Source organism: Streptomyces sp. NRRL S-1813, from assembly GCF_000719605.1.
Classification (GTDB): Bacteria; Actinomycetota; Actinomycetes; order Streptomycetales; family Streptomycetaceae; genus Streptomyces; species Streptomyces decoyicus.
Map to the genome: position 1 here is coordinate 16,175 of NZ_JOHB01000028.1, position 18,074 is coordinate 34,248.

The following is an 18,074-nucleotide window of genomic DNA, read 5'->3' on the forward strand; positions in this document are numbered from 1 at the left end:
TCAGGTTCAGGTGAGCGGCCCGTTCGGGACGATCTGAAGCTTGCGGCCGGAGCCCTGCTGGAAGGTGGCCAGCGCCGTGGCGTCCTCGTCGAGTCCGAAGCGGTGCGTGATCATGGTTTCGGAGTCGATGAAGCCCTTGCCGAGAAGTTCTACGGCGCGGCCGTAGCTGTGCAGAATCGCCATGCTGCCGACGATCCGGATCTCGTCGTTGTAGATGCGGAACGGCGAGAACCGCGCCTCCTCCTGGTCGGGCGCGCAGCCGAACTGCTGGAAGGTGCCGCCGCGGACGGGCCGGGTCAGCCCGTCCTCGATGGCCCGGATGTTTCCGGTGCAGTCGGTGACCACCTCCCAGCTGCGCGGGTGGGCGGCGGCCAGCGCGTCCGCGCCGGTGGCGACGGCATCGGCACCGAGCTTGCGGGCCACGGCCAGCCGGTCCTCGTTCAGATCGACGACGGAGACGGAGGCGGCGCCGGCCCGTTGGGCGACCTGGAGGTAGAGCAGGCCCATGGTGCCCGCGCCGTAGATCAGGAAGTGGTCGCCGAGCTTGGGGGCGACGAGGTCGAAGCCGCGCACGATGGTCGACAGCGGCTCTATCAGCGGGGCATGGGCGAGCGCGACGGTCTCCGGCAGCCGGTAGCAGTTGCGCGCCGGCACCTTGACGTACTCGGCGCAGGCACCGTCGACGGTGATGCCGATGGTGCCCCACTGCTCACAGAGGTTGCCGCGGCCGAGGGCACAGAAGTGACAGGAGCCGCAGTAGATCGCCGGGTCGGCGGCGATCGCGTCGCCCTCGGCGAACTCCGTGACACCCGCGCCCACCGCGACGATCTCGCCGGAGAACTCGCGGGGCGGGGGAGGGCGGCCAGTGTCGCGTCGAGCGCCGCCACCTCCGCGAGCCAGGCCCGGGTCCGCGCCAGGCCGAAGTGGAGCTTCAGCGAGACGCCGATCCATCAGCCGGTAGGCGGCCGTCGTCTGGAGGTGCGCGGCCGCGTCCACGAGGTCGCGGTTGTGGTCCCACTTGAGGTAGTCGATGCGGTGCTCGCGCAGCAGGGTGTCCAGCCGCTGGAGGACGTACGCATACGCCTCCGGGTGCCGAGGGTGAACGCATGCCGCCGCGGGGCGCGTTCGCGCAGATGGCGGCCGGTGAGATCGAGAAGCTCGGTGGCCTGCGCGGGCACCGGCAGGGCGGGGGTCAGCTCGGCGAGGTGGTACGGGTCGTCGCCGGTGTCGGTGACGGCGGCACGCAGCCGCACCAGCCCCGCGTCGGTCAGCCCGGTCTCCAGCGTGAGCGCCAAGCCGCCCTCCGCGTCCGCAGCCTCGACGGTCAGCCGGCGGCTCTCCTCCGCTACGGACCTGGTGCGCACCGTGAACGCGGGTGCGGCGGCCGAGCTTTCCCGGTGCCCGCTGAGGCCCGGGGTGCCGAGCCAGCCCCCGGACTGCTGCGGCAGCACGCTCAACGGCACCGGCACATCCAGCGCATTGGAGACGGTCTGCGCGACATCGGCGGTGCGCAGCCCGGTCAGCCGGCCGGGCGCGAGCGCGCCGAGGTCGGCGCCCCAGTGCACGATGCGCGGCAGACCGGAACCGGACAGATCCAGCACCAGGCTGGTGCCGGCGGCCCGGAAGTGCACGAGGTCGTCCATGGCGGGATCCCTCCGTGGCGTGCGTGACGAAGCGTGACGTGCGTGACGGGCGTGGCGTGGGTGAGGGGACTCTTGCTGACAGGTACCGGACCGCCGGGCGGCGCACCAGAGGGCGGTGCGTCGGCCGGCCGTCCTCACACGGAACGTCGCGGTCGGCGAGGCGTCGGAGAGGACCGGCGAGGCATTGACGAGGACCGGCGAGGTACCGGCGAGCGGACCGTGTCCGTCGGCGCCACGCTTCGAGCCGGCCGGTCGAGTGGCGGAAACACCGACAGGGGGTTGTCGTCGCCGCCCTCGAAGGTAGGACGAGCCGGGACACCCCTGGCGCAACACGAGAGGGATGACATGCCTGGATTCAATGGCATCGGCTGGTTCGAGATCGGCACCGACGACCCGGCAGCCGCGGAGCGGTTCTACGGTGACGTGTTCGGCTGGACGCTCTCGCACGACGACACGAAGAGCACGGACCCGGCGTACCAGATCTTCACGACGGGCGACGCGCAGGGACTGCACGGCGGGCTCTTCGCGACAAAGGGAAAGACGCCCAACTATGCGGTGTTCACCCTGCTCGTCGAGGACGTCGAGGCTGCGTGCCGACGGGCCGAGGCCGCGGGTGGCAAGGTCCTGCGCGCGCCGCAGTCCAACCCGGCCGGGGTGACCTTCGCGCATCTGCTCGACCCGGCCGGCAACCACTTCGCGGTGTTCAAGCCGCCTTTCGCGCAACCCTGAGCCATGCTGCCGCCGGCCGACGCCCCTCGGTGGGCCGGGCCGGTCGGCCGGGGCCCGGCTGTCAACTCAAGGTGAGTTGACGGACGATCCCGTACGGGATGTCGAGATCCTCGCCGCGCAGTGAGCGTGGCGGGGGCACCTCGGCGGTGATCGTGACCGAGGAGATCCGGTCGGTGCGGAAGGCGCGCACGGCGTCGCGCAGCCGGCACCAGGCCACCAGATACCAGTGGGTCGCCGTGCCGACGTAGCCGAGTGGTTCGATCTCGCGCATTGTGGCGGCACCCTCGCGGTCGCCGTAACCAATGCGCAGGACGCGGGGGCTGGACAGCGCGTCGGACACCAGGCGGGGTACCGACGGTATGGTGCCCGCGTCGCCGAGCAGGTGGATGCGGCCGGCCAGGTCGCGGGCCGCGGCGGCATCGTCGCCCTGCATCGCCGCGACCAGCTTGCGCAGCGCGGAGCCCGCGGGCCCCCGGAACGGCGTGCCCTCCAGCTGCCGTAGCGCCACCGCCATCGCGACGGCCTCGCCGGGCGTCAGGTTGACCGGCGGCAGCGTGCGCGCCTTGTCGAGGCAGTAGCCGCCCGTGCGGCCGGGCTCGGCATAGATCGGCACTCCTGACTGCTGAAGCGCGTTGATGTCCCGTTCGACCGTGCGCACGCTGACCTCGAAATGACCGGCCAGCCAGCGCGCGCTTCGCGGGCGAGGCGCGACGGCCCGCAGTTCCTCGACCAGGGCGTAGAGACGATCCGTACGGTTCACCCGGACAAACCTACAAGCAGGGTACGACAAGAGACGGCCGGAGAGCGCTCACCGCGGCACCTGGTCGCCGCCGGCCGGCGCCCCGCCCGGTGCCGCCTTACTCCCTTACTCCGGAGGTAATCGCCCCGTGCGGCGACGGCTGGAAACGTGGATGCCGACGCACCAGCCGCCTGTCCCGGAGAGGCAGTCCCATGACCGCATACGCCATCGCTCACCTCCGCCCCGCCGCCCCGCACCCGGAGGTCTTCGCATACATCGAGAAGATCCAGCCGACCCTGGACCCCTTCGGCGGCCACTTCCTCGTCCACGGTTCCGAGGTGGAGGTCAGAGAAGGCACCTGGCCCGGGTTCGTTGTCGTCATCGCCTTCCCCGACCTGGCGCGGGCCCGCGACTGGTACGACTCGCCCGCCTACAAGGAGATCCTCCCGCTGCGCACCCGGCACATCGACGCTGATGTGGTGCTGGTGCCGGGAGTTCCCGACGGCTACGACCCGGCCGTGACGGCGGCGAAGCTGCGGGCGGCGGCCGGCTGATGCCCAGGGCGAGTCGGCAGCGGCGGCCGGCTGACGCCAAGCGCGCGGGTCCGCAGCCGTGGCCGGATGAGGTACGCGGCCGGTCCGCAGCGGTGGCCGGATGACGTGCGAGGCCGCCGGTCGGCGGTCCATCTCCGTGGCCGGATGACCTGCGAGACAGGTCCGCAGCGGAGGCCGCACAGCGCCAGGAACCCTTACGGAACGGACGCTTGCACGCACCGTGCGAAGGGGGCGGAATCTTCGCCCCCGACCGTGACCGGCCTCTCGCTCCCCCGCTAAAGTCTCACCAACAGCGCAGGTGAAGCCGCTTCCACAGGGTTTGGGGGGCAGCCGCCCCGGGGGAGGACACAGAGCGATATGAGCCGCCGTTCCCATGGATTAATGGCCGTCTGGGCCGAGGCGCAGCGTCAGCAGCAGCGTCAGCAGGAAGCCCAGCGCCGCGCGCGAGCCCAGCAGCAGCGCGACCAGGAACGGCAGGCACGGGACGCCGAACGCGCCATGGCGCGGATGCACCGCGAGCGGCAGGCGGCCTACCGGCAGCAACGCGAGGCCGACGCCCGCCGCCGCACCGAGGAACTGGACGCCCGCATCGCCGCACTGACCGGTCTCCTCGCCGACGGCTGCCGCGCCCCCGCGTTCTCCGCCGCCGCGCTGCGGCGCACCGAGCAGATAGAGGAGTTCGCGCCCGGCGCCCTCGCCGCCCCGGTACCGATGCCCGACCCGGCGCGCTATGAGGCGTCGACGGGCGGCTGGCACCTCGGCGCCCGCCGCGACCGTGCCCAGGAAGAGGCCCGCGCACGCTACGAACAGGACTGGTACACCGCGCAGGCGGCGGAGAGCCGGCGGCAGGCCCAACTCGCCGCCTACCGGCAGCAGTACGACCAATGGGCCGCGGGCACCCTGACCGGGATCCGGCAGCACAACTCCGGTATCGAGGAGTTGCTCTCCGGCCTGCGCGGCGGCGACGCGGACGCGGCCGTCGAGTACTTCTCCGCCGCGCTGTACTCCTCCACGGCCTGGCCGGAGGGCTTCCCCCGGCAGATCGCGGCCGCCTACGACCCCACGGCCCGCCAACTCGTCCTGGACTGGGAACTCCCCGGCTACGACATCGTCCCGGAGACCAAGTCCGTCCGGTACATGCCCACCGCCGACCAGGAGAAGGAGACCGCCCGGCCGGCCGCGCAGCGCCGGGCGCTCTACCGCGAAGTGCTGGCCCAGAGCGTGCTGCTGGTGCTGCGTGATCTCTTCGCCGCCGATGCGTACGGCACGCTGGAATCGGTGGCGCTGAACGGATTCGTGGACGACGTGGACCCGGTGACCGGCCGCCCGGCCCAGGTGTATCTCGCGACCGTCATGGCGTCCCGCAGCGCCTTCGACACCTTCCGTCTCGAACAGGTCGGCGCGGTGGAGTGTCTGACCGACGGGCTGCGCGGACAGCTCGCCGCCCGCCCCGACCAGCGGACCGCCGTGCGCCCGGGGCGCCTTCCGGCCGATGTCGGCGGCGGGGTCGTCTCGCACGGCACGGACAGCGAGCCGGACCTCTACGAGATGGATCCGATCGCCTTCGAGAATCTGATCGCCGAGCTGTTCCGTGCCATGGGCATGCAGGCCGTGACCACCCAGCGCTCGGGCGACGGTGGGGTCGATGTCGACGCACTGGACCCCGATCCGATCCGCGGCGGCAAGATCATTGTCCAGGTCAAGCGCTACCGCAACACCGTCCCGCCGACCGCCGTCCGCGACCTCTACGGCACGGTCCAGGCGGAAGGCGCCAACAAGGGGGTGCTGGTGACGACCTCCCGGTTCGGCCCCGGCGCCCACACCTTCGCCAACGGCAAGCCGCTCAGCCTCATCGCCGGCCCCGAACTCGTCGATCTGCTCGGCCGCTACGGGCTGCGCGGACGGCTCGGCCCGGACGCCCCGTCCGGCCCCGCCACCGCCGATGAAGCGCCGGACCACAACATCCTCGGCATGAACTGGTCGGGCGAGGTCGCCCTCGATGTCTGTGCCCTGGTGTGCAAGGGGACCAGCGTGCTCAGCGACGATCACTTCGTCTTCTACAACAACCCGCGCAATCCGGATGGTTCGGTCCGGATGCTGCCCGGCTTCGCGCCTGACCGGGCCGCGATGCAGGTGCGGTTCGAGTCGCTGCCGCCGGATGCCGACCGGCTGATCCTCGTCGCGGCGATCGACCCCCAGGTCAACCCCGACGCCGATCTCTCCGGTTTCACCGATGCCCGCATCCGGCTGCTGGACGCGTCGGGGGAGGAGCTGGGGCAGCTGGAGGTCTCGGACGGGCGGCGCGGCGAGACCGCGCTGGTGCTCGGCTCGTTCCGGCAACGCGCGGGCGGCGACTGGGACTTCGTGATCGGCGGCAAGGGCTTCCCCGGCGGCCTGGAAGCGCTGGTACAGGAGTACGGCATCGAGGTCGCCTGAGGGGCGGTGTCGGGGCGGGGCGGGGTCGGGGGTCGAGGCCCGGGGGCGGGGCCACGGCTCCCCACGCACGCCCCAGAGCGGGAATTGGGCACCACCGCCACCCCGCGTAACCCTGGCCGCTTGAAGTATCGGCTACTCAATTCCAGGGCCCGGCATCCTGGCGACTGCGCCCAGGATCCGGTCTGCGCCCAGGGCTGTTCGCGACGCATGCGCTGGGGGAGGGGACTGAGGGGCGGGCCCAGTGCCCTCCCTCACCCCAGGGTGACGGTTCCCAGCTCGGCCAGGGACAAGTGGACGCTGAATTCCCGGAATCCGTCCAGGCCGGGGCGGTGGGGAGGCCCCGCGGCGCCACCACCCGCGATCCAGAATTCGCCGGACGAACGCTCTCCTGCGCACGGCGCCCACATTGCGCCCATGGAAGCCCCCGCGCGCTTTCCCTCACGTACGGCGGCCGCCCATGACTGCCGGCACGGGAAGCGTCATGCCGACGGCGGAAACCGCTGACCGGCCTACGCTGAGCCGCACCACCACGGCGAGGGGCATCGAGACCGCCCTCACGACAGCGGGCTGGGCCTGAAAGGCCAACAGGTAAAAGCAACAAGCAACTGACTTTCCCTCCGTCATGCAAAGCATGCACCGACGGGTGGGGCAAAGAGGGGATGGGGAAAAGATGTCATGGAACCGCCGCGACATATTGAAGGCGTCCGGTAAGGCCGGCGCAGGCGCCCTGGCGGTCTCCGCGCTGGGCGGCATGGAGCGAACCGCCGCTGCGACTCCGGTAGGGAATGTGCCGTCGAATCCGAGGATATCGGAATGGGCGCACGCGAAATCCAGCAGCCATGAGGCCGGTTGGACCGATCAGTTCCAGGGCATGTGCACGGACGGCACGTACTGGTACATCGTGTCCAATGCCGAGGACAGCCAGCGCCTCCACAAGCTGTCCCTGGACTTCCGGACCACGTATGCGAGCCTGTCCGCGCCCTCCGGCAGCGGTCACATAGGCGCGCCGACATACGACCCTCAGCGACGTCAGATCTACGTTCCGGTCGAGGGGGACGAACCGGAGCTGATCTGGAAGGTGACCACCGGCCTGAGTACGGCAGGGATCGTTCCGCTTGCCGGACGCACACCGGGATCCCACGCACCCCAGCGGTGGAAGTTCCCGTGGATGGCGTTCAATCCGCGTGACGGACTGGTCTACAGCTCAGTCTTCGGAAGTCCGGAGCACACGGACATCGACAAGGAAGTCGACCGCATCTGGGGGTACGACCGGGACACCGGAAGGCTCAAGAAGGAGATCCCGCTTCCGAGCAAGGTGTACGCCATCCAGGGCGGCACCTTCGGCAACGGCGGGAGAAATCTCTACCTGGCCTCCGACTACGAAGAGGCGGCCAACGACAGAAAGCACGTCTATGCCTACGACTTCTCCTCCGCAACGGACGGCGTGCCGGTCAAAACCTGGGGAAAGGTCGCCGTTCCGGATGCGGACGACGAAGTCGAGTGCGTGGTCTTCGCCCATCTGAGTTGGCACGGCGCCCGCGACACCCACATCAGCATCGGCCTCCTGGACGACAGCGTCTGGTCGGGAGCGACCGACAACGTCTACTTCCGGCACCTCGCCGTACCGTCACCGAACTTGATCTGAAGCGAGCGTGCCGATTCGGCAAAGATGGCAGCATGACGCGCACCGAGACTGCATGGGGCCCATGGGAACCGGCGCCCCTGTCCGACGTGGTTGCCCTTTTCTCGCAGGTTCCGGTTCGTATTCCCTGGTGGATTGCGGGCGGCCACGCGATCGAACTCGCCGTGGGGCACGCATTCCGAGAGCACGCCGACATCGATGTTCTACTGCTGCGGCGCAATCAACTGGCGGCCCAGGAAGCGCTGCCCTCCTGGGAATGGTGGGCGGCAGATCCACCCGGCACGCTTCGTCCCTGGGGCCGTGGCGAGATCCTGCCGATGGACGTCCACGACGTCTGGTGCCGCCCAGGAACGTCGGAGCCCTGGCGGATTCAGATCATGTTCGACGAGGCCGAGGGCGCCGAATGGGTTTCGCGGAGGAACAGCGGCGTGCGGCGCGCTCTTGCCCGGGTGGGTGCGCTCTCCGGGGAGGGCACCCCCTACCTCGTACCGGAAGTGCAGCTGTTCTACAAAGCCGGTGAGCCCCGGCCCAAGGACGAGCTGGACTTCGCAACTGCTCTGCCTGTACTGGATGACGCCCAGAGGCAATGGCTCGCAGAATCCATCGAGGAGGCATACGGCCGGCACCCGTGGAGCGACCGCCTTGGACGCTGACCAGGTGCCGGTCGGCGGGGAATCCTGCTCGCTCCGTGTCAGAGGGGGCGTGCGGGCAAGCGAGGCCGCGCGGTGCCCGCTCAGAGGGCAGGGCTTCGGCGTAGTCGTGTGATGTGCGTTTTGTGATCACGTGAGTCCGAGCAGGGCGAGTGGGCGGCGTGGGTCGCGGGCGTTGGGGCGGAGGGCTGCGGCGATGTTGGTGGTGCCTCCGGTGACGCGCAGCGCGCACCTGCGCGAGCTGCCTGGCCTCCCTCGACGAACAGTGCTGTGGGCAGGTCGGACAACGCCTGGATCCGCACCTAACCGAGTGCCGGAGGGTGCTCGGCTGGACGGCGTCCCCAGGCCGAGATCAGCGGCGCGAGTGTCAGGTCGAGTCTGCCCGCGTGGATGGCGGCCAGGTGCGCGTCGATCTCGGCGTCGTCGGCCAGGCCGGCCGCGAGCAGCTCGCCGCGCACGTGCCGGATGGTCGCCGCCTCCAGCCGGTCGCAGGCCAGCCCGCCGACCGGGAAGGAGCCCGCCGCGGCGACATCTACCAAGCCGGCCTCACGCAATGCCCGCGGCAGTGTCCGGCCGTAGCGCAGGTCCGCGCCGCGGCGCGTCAGCAGCTCCCGGACCGCGTCGCGCAGCCGGTTGGCCCGCCGCTGCGCAGGGCCGCTGTCGTCCAGGCATGCCAGTGGCTGCAGAGCGGTATCGGCGTCCTCGACCAGCAGCCAGCCGCCGGGCCGTAGCGCTGCCGCCATCGTGGCCAACGCGCGAGCCCGGTCGGGTACATGGACCAGCACGAGCCGGGCGTGCACCAGATCGAACGTCCCCGGCTCCGGGGGCGGGTCAGCGGCGACGTCGTGCCGGCGCACCTCGTACCCGTCGCCTGCCTTCAGCCACGACGGGTCGATGTCTGTGGCCAGCACGTGCCCGGTCGGACCGACGGCCGTCGCGAGCGCCTCCGGGATACCGGGGCCACCGGCCCCCACTTCCCAGCAGCGCGAGCCGGCCCTGACCCCCAGTCGATCGAAGTGCCCGCGCGTCACACCGTCGAACAGCTCGGCCAGCCAGACGAATCGCTCGCCCGCCTCGGCGCGCGCGTTGTCCAGCAGGTACCCGCGGGCGGGAGCGGACTCTCCACCGAGCGCGGTAGTCCCGCCTATCGGATCCGGTCGGCCACCGACGTGCGGCGGGCGGGGCGAGGAGGTCATGACCACATGGTCAACCTTCCCAGGCCACCAGCGCCACGACGACGGGAGAGGGATGTCTCACACAGCCAGCAAACCCCGCACGTCCTACAGCACGGTTCTGCACCGTGACGCACCGGAAGGGGTACATGCATTCGGCCCCCACAGTCAGCGCACCAGGCGCGGGACAGCGCGCTGACCGGACTGTCGGCTATGGCGGGTTCGACCTCGTACCGGACGCCTTCGATCACGACGTAAAGTCGGGGCCAGCGGATCCAGCAGATGCACGTCCCCGTTCGTGACGCGTGGTACCTCTTCTCCAGTTCGGGATCCGGGGCTGAGACCACACACCGACACTGTCTTACTCCCAGGGCTTCCCACCCGACAGACCGTCGTGAACCGGACGCCATCCGACTACGCCGAAGCCCTGGCTCAGAGAGCAGCACCGGCCAGGCCCGCCAGCAACTGGGCCTCTGCCAACTCCTCTGCCCCACCCGCCTCATCATCGTGGTCGGCGCTCCACAGGGCGCTCTCCACGCCGCGCGCCACCGACCAGGCGAGCAACCGTGTGGGGTCCTCGCCCAGCGCGTCGGCCACCCGCACGTAGCGTTCGCGGAGCACCCGCCGTGGGTCCGGCTGTGGGAAAGGGGCCGCGGGCGCCGACCGGATCGAGACCACGGTCCCGGTCCGGGCGGAGCGCCGCGCCCTCGCGCTCTACGGCCGGGACGGCAGCGCCGTCGGCGTGCTCGCGGCCGGACTGCCGCCCCGCCAGGTCCGGGCGCCGCGTGCGGTCATCGCCACACCGCTGCCCTGGGAGGAGGCATGCCGGCGGATCCATGCCACCACGGCGGCCGGCTGACCGTGGCCGGCCGGGGAGGACCGGCCTGGACGGGGAGGACTGTGCCCGCCCGGGGAGGACCGGCCCCGTCAGGGAGGACCTGCCCGCTCGGGGAGGGCTGTGCCCGGTCGGGAGGACTGTGCCCGATCATGGAGGGATGGCCGACTCGTATGTACGGGTGCGCGGCGCCCGTGAGCACAACCTCCGCAGCATCGATGTGGACATCCCGAGGGACGCACTGGTCGCGTTCACCGGGGTGTCCGGGTCGGGCAAGTCCTCCCTCGCCTTCGGCACCCTCTACGCCGAGGCGCAGCGCCGCTACTTCGAGTCGGTGGCCCCCTACGCCCGGCGGATGATCCACCAGGTGGGCGCACCCAAGGTCGAGGACATCACCGGGCTGCCGCCCGCCGTCGCCCTGGAACAGCGGCGCTCCGCGCCCACCTCCCGCTCCTCAGTCGGCACGGTCACCACCCTCTCCAACACCCTGCGCATGCTCTTCTCCCGCGCCGGCGACTACCCGGAGGGCGTAGCGGAACGGCTCGATTCCGACGCGTTCTCACCCAACACCGCGGCCGGGGCCTGCCCGGAATGTCACGGCCTGGGGACCGTTCACCGCGTCACCGAGGAATCACTGGTCCCCGACCCCTCGCTGTCCCTCCGCGAGGGTGCCGTCGCCGCCTGGCCCGGCGCCTGGCAGGGCAAGAACCTCCGCGACATCCTCGCCGCCCTCGGATACGACATCGACCGGCCCTGGCACGAGCTGCCGCAGGCCGACCGGGACTGGATCCTGTTCACCGACGAACAGCCGGTCGTCACCGTGCACCCGGTCCGCGACGTGGGCCGGATCCAACGCCCCTACAAGGGCCAGTACATGAGCGCCAGACGCTATGTGCTGCACACCTTCGCCGACTCCAAGAGCGAGACGCTGCGGGGACGCGTCCAGGGGTTCATGGTCGCCGAGCCCTGCCCGGTGTGCCACGGACGGCGGCTGCGCCCGGAGGCACTGGCCGTCACCTTCGAGGGCCATGACATCGCCACCCTCGCGGGCCGCCCGCTGAGCGCCCTCGCGCAGCTGCTGCGGCCCACCGCCGGGCGGGCGGATGACGAGGTGGCGCCGGTGCTGGCCCGCGACCTGGTGGCCCGTATCGAGGTCCTCTCCGAACTCGGCCTGGGCTATCTGAGCATGGACCGGCCCTCGCCCACCCTGTCCGCCGGTGAACTCCAGCGGCTGCGGCTCGCCACTCAGCTGCGCTCCGGCCTCTTCGGCGTCGTCTACGTCCTGGACGAGCCGTCCGCCGGCCTCCACCCCGCCGACACGGAGTCGCTGCTCACGGTGCTGGGCCGGCTCAAGGAAGCGGGCAACTCGCTGTTCGTCGTCGAGCACGACATGGACGTGGTGCGCCGCGCCGACTGGATCGTGGACGTCGGCCCGCACGCCGGGGAACACGGCGGACAGGTGCTGCACAGCGGCCCCGTCGCCGCGCTCGCGGACGCCGCCGACTCCGCCACCCGCCGCTTCCTCTTCGACACCGCACCGCCCGCCGAGCGCACCGTGCGCAGCCCCTCGGGCACACTCACCCTGCGCGGGGCCACCCTGCACAATCTGCGCGGCCTGGACGCGACCTTCCCGCTCGGCGTCTTCACCGCCGTCACCGGCGTCTCGGGATCGGGCAAATCGACCCTGGTCACCCGTGTCCTCGCGGAAGCCGTACGGGACCACCTCGGCGCGGGCGAGGAGCAGGACGCCGCCGACGGGGGCGGCACCGGCACCGGACCGATGGCACGGGCGCAACTCACCGGCGTCGAGGGCCTGGAGGCGGTCGACCGGCTGGTACGCGTCGACCAGAAGCCGATCGGCCGGACCCCGCGCTCCAACCTCGCCACCTACACCGGGATGTTCGACGCGGTACGCAAGGTCTTCGCCGCCACCGACGAGGCCCGCGCCCGCGGCTACACGGCGGGACGGTTCTCCTTCAACGTCGCCGCCGGCCGCTGCGAGACCTGCCAGGGCGAGGGCTTCGTGGCCGTGGAACTCCTCTTCCTGCCCGGTACGTACGCCCCCTGCACCGCCTGCCACGGCGCCCGCTACAACCCCGAGACCCTCCAGATCACCTACCGGGACCGGACCGTCGCCGACGTGCTGGCGATGACCGTCGACGCCGCCGCCGAGTTCCTAGCCGATGTCCCCGCGGCCGCCCGCAGCCTGCGCACCCTCCATGACGTGGGCCTCGGCTATCTGCGGCTCGGCCAGCCCGCGACCGAACTTTCCGGCGGCGAGGCACAGCGCATCAAGCTCGCCACCGAACTCCAGCGGACCCGCCGCGGCCACACCCTCTACCTCCTCGACGAGCCCACCACCGGACTGCACCCCGCCGACACCGAGGTGCTGCTGCACCAGCTGCACGGCCTGGTCGACGCCGGCCACACCGTCGTGGTCGTCGAGCACGACATGGGGGTGGTCGCCGGCGCCGACCACGTCATCGACCTCGGCCCCGGCGGTGGTGCGGACGGCGGCCGGATCGTGGCGGCGGGCACCCCGGCCGAGGTCGCGGCGGCACCGGACAGCCGTACCGCGCCCTACCTGGCCCGGCGGAGGGCGCGGCCGGACGCCTCTTGACGGTCCGCTAATGTACGCAGGTCAGATCACCAGGCAACAGCACCGCGCAGCACTGCGCAGCACCACGAAGGGGGCACCTCTCATGGCAGACATAGAGAAGGCCAGGGCGGCGTTCGACCGGTTCGACGCGGACGGCGACGGCCAGGTCACGCCGGAGGAGTTCAAGCACGCGATGGCCGAGATGGGCGACCCGTACGTCACCGGCCCGGTCGCCGAGGCGGTCATCAAGGCCAAGGACACCGACAGTGACGGCCGGATGTCCTTCGACGAGTTCTGGGCCGCCCTCCAGGACTGACGTCCCCACCCGGCCCATCCTCACACCCCCTTCGCCTCCCGTTCGCCCGCGGCCGCGCGCAGCGCCGCCAGCCCGCGGGCGATCGGGGGTTGCCGCTCGCTGCCGCGGCGCACGGCCGCCACGAACCGCCGCAGGGGGAGGGGTTCCCCGCGCAGCGGCACCCGAACGACGGGGTACCGCTGCGGCACCGGCGCCAGCCTCGGCACCAGACAGATCCCGAAGCCGTGCGCGACCAGGGCCGCGACCGCGTACCAGTCGACCGCGTGATGGCGCACCCGCGGGGTGAACCCCGCCGTGGCACAGGCGCTCAGCAGCAGCTGATGCTGATCGGCCGGATCGCCGGCGCGGATCCAGCTCTCCGCGCCCGCCTCCGTCAGCGCCACCCCCTGTGCCGCACGCGCGGCGAAACGATGGCCGGCCGGCACCAGCAGATCCTGCGGCTCCTCCAGGAGCGGCTGCTGGACGAAGCGCGCATCGTCCGACGGGGGCAACTCCCTGCTCGGGCGAAGCCGGGAGCCCGGGAGAGGGCCGCCCGGCGCGGGAATCACCACGGCGATATCCGCCCGGCCGGCCAGCAGCAGTTCGAAGCGGTTCTCGTCCGGATCCTCACCGATCTCCACCGCCAGCCGCGGCAGCTCCTCGCGCAGCCGCGCCGCCGCCGGTGCGATCACCCCCGTGATCGCCGTCGCCACTCCCGTGATGCGCAGCTGCCCGGCCACTCCCTCCGCGTAGCCCGCGAGGTCCGCGCGGGCCTCCTCCCAGCGCACGAAGAGCGCGTCGGCGTGCTCGACCAGCGCCAGCGCCGCCGGAGTCAGACGCACCTTGCGGCCCACCGGCTCCAGCAGCTCCAGCCCGAGCCGGGCCGACAGCTGACGCAGCTGCTGGGACACCGTCGACGGCGTCAGATGCAGGGCCTCGGCGGTCGCGGTGACGGTGCCGCGCTCGTGCAGGACGCGCAGGGTCTGGAGCCGGGGATCGATCATGCGCGCAGCATAGGGGGGCGATCGTACGGATCTGCCACACGGTGTGCTGCGGAAACTTTCGATGGACCCACATCCTCGCCCCGCCCGAAGCTGGACGGCATGACCGAGTTACTGACCGATGCCTTTCTGCCGGGACTCTGGGCGGGCTATGCGCTGGCCGTTCCGGTCGGTGCGCTGGCCGTGCTGCTGGTGAGTGTCACCGCCCGGACCTCGTTCCGGGTCGGTGCTTCGGCGGCGCTCGGGGTGGCGACCGCCGACGGCCTCTACGCGCTGGCCGCGGTGGCCGGCGGCGCCGCCCTCTCCCGTGCCGTCGCACCGGTCGCGGGTCCGCTGCGCTCGCTCGCCGCCGTCCTCCTGCTCGGCATGGCGGTACGGACCGCCGTCCGCGCACTGCGGAACCGCGGCACACAGGACGGCCCGGAACGGGACGTCCTGGGACGCCCCGGCCGGGCCTATCTCGCCTTCCTGGGACTGACGTTGATCAACCCCTGGGCGGTCCTCTACTTCTCCGCGCTCGTGCTCGCCGGCGGTGCGGGCACTCCCGCCGGCCTCGCAGGCCCCGCCGCCTTCGTGGCCGCCGTGACCCTCGCCTCCGTGAGCTGGCAGCTCTTCCTGGCCGCCGGGGGGACCGTGCTGGGCAGGTCGCTCACCGGCTCACGGGGGCGGGCCGTCACCGCGCTGCTCTCCGCCGTGGTGGTGTCAGGGCCGGCGATCGGGCTGCTGGTGCGCGGATGAGGTGCCCACCCGCGGCGGCGCGGCATGGTCGCCGGTGCCCCAGTCCGACGGCTCCGTGCCCACGGTGAAGGCCAGTTCACGGCCCGAGCGCAGCTCATCGGTGGTGAGGTACGTCCGGTCGTGGGCGACGCCGTCCAGACGTACCGACTGCACATAGCGGTGGGCGGCCGACGTGCCGGGCGCGCTGAGGGTGAAGTGCCCGGCCGGGTAGTAGCGCCGGTCCAGCGTCAGGTCCACCCGGTCGAAGACCGGAGTGCTCAGCCCCCAGCTGTCGGTGCCCGGCTGCACAGGGAACACCCCGATCGAGGAGAGCACCATCCACGCCGACATCGTCCCCAGATCGTCGTTCCCGGTCATACCGGTGGGGGCATCGGTGAACAGGGTCAGCGCCGCATGCACCACGTCCGTCGTCTTCCAGGGGCGCCCGGTGGAGAGATAGGTGTACGGCGCGATGAGATCGGGCTCGTTCTGCGGGTTGTACTTGTCCGCGTTGTAGTAGTCGTACGGGCCGTTGACCCACACCTCGCGGGCCGTCTTCTCCGGGTCCTTCAGCAGCTTCTGGTAGGCGAAGAAGGAATCCAGCCGCTCATCTGCCTTGTCCTTGCCGCCGATCAGCTTCAGCATCCCCGGCAGGTCCTGCGGAACCAGCCACTGGTACTGCCAGGACGTGCCCTCGTGAAAGCCTTCGCTCTTGGCCGGGTCGGCGGGCCCGGTGAAGGCGCCCTTCCCGTCGCGGGCCCGGAAGAAGCCGGTCGAACTGTCGAAGATCCTGCGGTAGTTCTGCGCGCGGGCCGCATACCGCTCGGCGTCCTCGCCGTGCCCGAGATCGCGTGCCATCTGCGCCAGCATCGCGTCGGAGAGGGCGTATTCGAGGGTGGCCGAGGCGCCGTGGTCGAAGTCGGAGTCGCCGGGCTTGGTGTGCGGGCGGCCCTTGAGGTACGGGGCGAAGCCGTCCTTCAGATACTGCGCGTCGGCCTCCCGCCCGACGGCCGGCGAATCGGCCGGCGGGACTCCGTCGGCGTTCTTCTTCAGCGCCGCGTACGCCTCCTCCTCATGGCCCCGCAACAGCCCCTGCTGATAGGCGTTGGTGAGGAACGGAGTGACCGGATCGCCGGTCATGATGTTCGTCTCGACCGTGCCGTAGCCCCACTTGGGCAGCCAGCCGCTCTCCTTGTCGATCCGCAGCACCGACAGCGCCATATCGCGGGATTCGTGCGGCGCCAGCAGCGCCAGCAGCTGCGCCTGGGTGCGGTAGGTGTCCCACAACGACCAGTTCTGGTAGTACGTGAAGCCCCTGGCGCGATGGGTCTTCTGGTCCCAGCCGGTGTAGCGGCCGTCCACGTCGCTGCCGATGTTCGGCGCGAGGAAGGACCGGTAGAGGGAGGAGTAGAAGGTGCGGCGCAGGGGCTTGTCGCCGCCCTGGGCCTTCACCAGGCCCAGCCGCCGCTCCCATGCGGCGTCGGCAGCGGCCTTCGTACGGTCGAAGGAACCGCCGCCCTCGGCCCGCAGATTGCGGGCCGCGCCCGCCGCGTCCACATAGCTGAGCGCGGTGGTCGCCTCGACGGTCCGGTCCTTGCGGGTGTCGAAACGGGCATAGGCGCCGTGCCGGCCGGTGGCGGTGGAGTCCTTGGAGCCGGCCGTCACCTTGTCGCCGTCCCAGGTGCCGTACGACGCGAACGGCCGGTCGAAGCGGGTGAGGGCGTAGACGGTGTACGGCTTGGTGTCCTGGCAGAAGCCGCGGCCGGTGAGGGCGGTCCGGATGGTGCGGGAGTCGAGCACCTCGACCCGCGTGGAGACGTTCTTGTGCAGCGACTGGCCCGTGTTGAGCAGCACATTGGCCTTGTCGGTGGCCGGGAAGGTGTAGCGCTGTCTGCCGGTGCGGGCGGTGGCGGTCAGCTCGGCGGTGATGCCGCCGTAGGACTTCAGGCCGACGCGGTAGTAGCCGGGCCGGGCCGACTCGTCGTCGTGGCGGTAGGCGGCCGCGTACTTCGCATAGTCGGTCTCGGTGATGTCGCCCGTGGTGGGCAGCACCGGCAGATCGCCGCCGAGCCCGCAGCCGACGCCGGAGATGTGCACCGAACTGAAGCCGCGGATGTGGTCGTCGTCATAGCCGTACCCGGTGGTGTGGCCGGTGTCGGGGGAGAGCTGCACCATGCCGAACGGTACGGCCGCGCCCGGGTAGGTGTTGCCGTCGTTCCGGCTGCCGATGAACGGGTTGACCAGGTCGGTGAGGGGGCCGCCGGGCGGCTCGGCCTGCGCGGCGGGGGCCGCGAGCGCGCCCCCGATGAGCGCGGCCGCCAGTACCGCGCCCGCGGTGCGCAGCCGGGTGCGATTGAGCCATGCCATGGATCCAGACCTCCGGGATCGGGTCGCCGAGCGGCCCGCCGGAGCATGCGGGAGCCGCACACGGCCTCAGGGGCCGACAACGTTGTCAGAGCGCGCTCATTCTTGGCGCCGGTCAGGTGCGCGTCAAGAGGTGGCGCGGCGGTAACTCCGGCCCGCCCGGCCCCCGTCGCGAGGCGGGAAGGACCTCGCGCGTGGGAGAAGGGGCCGGGACGTGCCGGGTGGGGAGGGAGCGGCCACCGTCCGGACCCGGATCGCGCAGGCAGTCGTCGTCGTGCTCGCGGTGCACGCGGCACGGGAGCGGGGGCAACTGGGGGCGCACAGTGCTGCTGGACGAGCGCACCGGGCGGTACTTTCAAGTCAATCGCACCGGCGCGATCATTCCCAAGGAACTGATGGCCGGGTCGAGCGTCGAACGGGTTGCAGCGAACCTGGCGCGAACGTATCCGGTGACGCCGGAGGAGGCATCCCACGGCGTCAAGCGCCTCCTCGACCAGCTCACCGAAGAGGCTCTGGTGGTCTCGTGAGCCAAGTCCTGGAACGGGGTGGCCGGCCGGAGCTGAGCTGCCGTCTCATGGCGCGCGCTGCCGTGGTGCTGGCGTTCCTTCTGGCGAAGCTGCCACCCCGACGCATCCGTGTCATCCTGCGTACCGCGCCATTCTGGCCGTGCGGCCGATGTCCCGAGAGTGACGAAGACG

General features: G+C 71.3%; 16 protein-coding genes. 9 read left to right on the plus strand and 7 right to left on the minus strand.

Annotated features, from left to right (window positions below; all coding sequences use genetic code 11):
* Window positions 1-6: 6 nt before the first annotated feature.
* The gene (locus IF67_RS0129730) at window positions 7-951 is read right to left on the minus strand and encodes a zinc-binding dehydrogenase (RefSeq protein ID WP_078889712.1); all 945 of its coding nucleotides are present in this window, start codon (window positions 949-951) and stop codon (window positions 7-9) included.
* A complete protein-coding gene (locus tag IF67_RS0129735) occupies window positions 951-1,643 on the minus strand; it encodes a glycoside hydrolase family 36 N-terminal domain-containing protein (RefSeq protein WP_030990879.1) in 693 nt (230 codons plus the stop codon). The genes IF67_RS0129730 and IF67_RS0129735 overlap by 1 nt, the downstream gene beginning before the upstream one ends.
* 345 nt (window positions 1,644-1,988) lie before the next feature.
* On the opposite strand from IF67_RS0129735, the gene IF67_RS0129740 reads away from it, so the two are divergent.
* On the plus strand, window positions 1,989-2,372 hold the full coding sequence (locus IF67_RS0129740) for a VOC family protein (protein WP_030990881.1): 384 nt from the start codon (window positions 1,989-1,991) through the stop codon (window positions 2,370-2,372).
* Between the two features lie 61 nt (window positions 2,373-2,433).
* On the opposite strand, the gene IF67_RS0129745 is transcribed toward IF67_RS0129740, so the two are convergent.
* The gene (locus IF67_RS0129745; RefSeq protein ID WP_030990882.1) at window positions 2,434-3,132 is read right to left on the minus strand and encodes a helix-turn-helix transcriptional regulator; all 699 of its coding nucleotides are present in this window, start codon (window positions 3,130-3,132) and stop codon (window positions 2,434-2,436) included.
* 191 nt (window positions 3,133-3,323) lie between these two features.
* On the opposite strand from IF67_RS0129745, the gene IF67_RS0129750 reads away from it, so the two are divergent.
* From IF67_RS0129750 to IF67_RS0129770, 4 genes are all read left to right on the plus strand, one after another.
* Window positions 3,324-3,665 carry a DUF1330 domain-containing protein gene (locus tag IF67_RS0129750; RefSeq protein WP_030085621.1) on the plus strand — a complete coding sequence of 114 codons (342 nt, stop codon included), beginning with the start codon at window positions 3,324-3,326 and terminating at the stop codon, window positions 3,663-3,665.
* Between the two features lie 357 nt (window positions 3,666-4,022).
* Window positions 4,023-6,101 (plus strand): restriction endonuclease, encoded by a 2,079-nt coding sequence (locus tag IF67_RS0129755; protein ID WP_107050321.1) that lies wholly within the window; start codon window positions 4,023-4,025, stop codon window positions 6,099-6,101.
* A 670-nt stretch (window positions 6,102-6,771) separates the two neighbouring features.
* Window positions 6,772-7,746, plus strand: a complete 975-nt coding sequence (locus IF67_RS0129765; protein ID WP_158713182.1) for a hypothetical protein — start codon at window positions 6,772-6,774, stop codon at window positions 7,744-7,746.
* Window positions 7,747-7,778: 32 nt separating this feature from the next.
* Complete coding sequence (locus IF67_RS0129770) at window positions 7,779-8,396, plus strand: nucleotidyltransferase domain-containing protein (RefSeq protein ID WP_030990886.1); 618 nt, start codon at window positions 7,779-7,781, stop codon at window positions 8,394-8,396.
* A 299-nt stretch (window positions 8,397-8,695) separates the two neighbouring features.
* Here IF67_RS0129770 and IF67_RS0129775 read toward each other — a convergent pair whose 3' ends face one another.
* Complete coding sequence (locus IF67_RS0129775; RefSeq protein ID WP_078889713.1) at window positions 8,696-9,589, minus strand: methyltransferase domain-containing protein; 894 nt, start codon at window positions 9,587-9,589, stop codon at window positions 8,696-8,698.
* A 408-nt stretch (window positions 9,590-9,997) separates the two neighbouring features.
* On the minus strand, window positions 9,998-10,243 hold the full coding sequence (locus tag IF67_RS0129780; RefSeq protein ID WP_107050323.1) for an aminoglycoside phosphotransferase family protein: 246 nt from the start codon (window positions 10,241-10,243) through the stop codon (window positions 9,998-10,000).
* A 317-nt stretch (window positions 10,244-10,560) separates the two neighbouring features.
* Here IF67_RS0129780 and uvrA point away from each other — a divergent pair, with 317 nt between their 5' ends.
* On the plus strand, window positions 10,561-13,020 hold the full coding sequence (uvrA, locus tag IF67_RS0129790) for an excinuclease ABC subunit UvrA (protein ID WP_030990891.1): 2,460 nt from the start codon (window positions 10,561-10,563) through the stop codon (window positions 13,018-13,020).
* Between the two features lie 82 nt (window positions 13,021-13,102).
* Window positions 13,103-13,315, plus strand: a complete 213-nt coding sequence (locus tag IF67_RS0129795; protein WP_030078061.1) for an EF-hand domain-containing protein — start codon at window positions 13,103-13,105, stop codon at window positions 13,313-13,315.
* Between the two features lie 20 nt (window positions 13,316-13,335).
* Here the strand turns inward: IF67_RS0129795 and IF67_RS0129800 are convergent, their stop codons facing one another.
* Entirely contained in the window at window positions 13,336-14,298 is a 963-nt protein-coding gene (locus tag IF67_RS0129800) for a LysR family transcriptional regulator (RefSeq protein WP_030990893.1), read from the minus strand.
* Window positions 14,299-14,397: 99 nt separating this feature from the next.
* Here IF67_RS0129800 and IF67_RS0129805 point away from each other — a divergent pair, with 99 nt between their 5' ends.
* On the plus strand, window positions 14,398-15,033 hold the full coding sequence (locus IF67_RS0129805) for a LysE family transporter (protein ID WP_030990894.1): 636 nt from the start codon (window positions 14,398-14,400) through the stop codon (window positions 15,031-15,033).
* On the opposite strand, the gene IF67_RS0129810 is transcribed toward IF67_RS0129805, so the two are convergent.
* Window positions 14,998-17,379, minus strand: coding sequence for a GH92 family glycosyl hydrolase (locus tag IF67_RS0129810; protein ID WP_030990896.1), 2,382 nt, complete (start codon window positions 17,377-17,379; stop codon window positions 14,998-15,000). The two genes, IF67_RS0129805 and IF67_RS0129810, sit on opposite strands and share 36 nt — an antisense overlap.
* 320 nt (window positions 17,380-17,699) lie before the next feature.
* Here IF67_RS0129810 and IF67_RS43950 point away from each other — a divergent pair, with 320 nt between their 5' ends.
* Window positions 17,700-17,903 (plus strand): PqqD family peptide modification chaperone, encoded by a 204-nt coding sequence (locus IF67_RS43950; protein ID WP_030990898.1) that lies wholly within the window; start codon window positions 17,700-17,702, stop codon window positions 17,901-17,903.
* The last annotated feature ends 171 nt before the right edge of the window (window positions 17,904-18,074 follow it).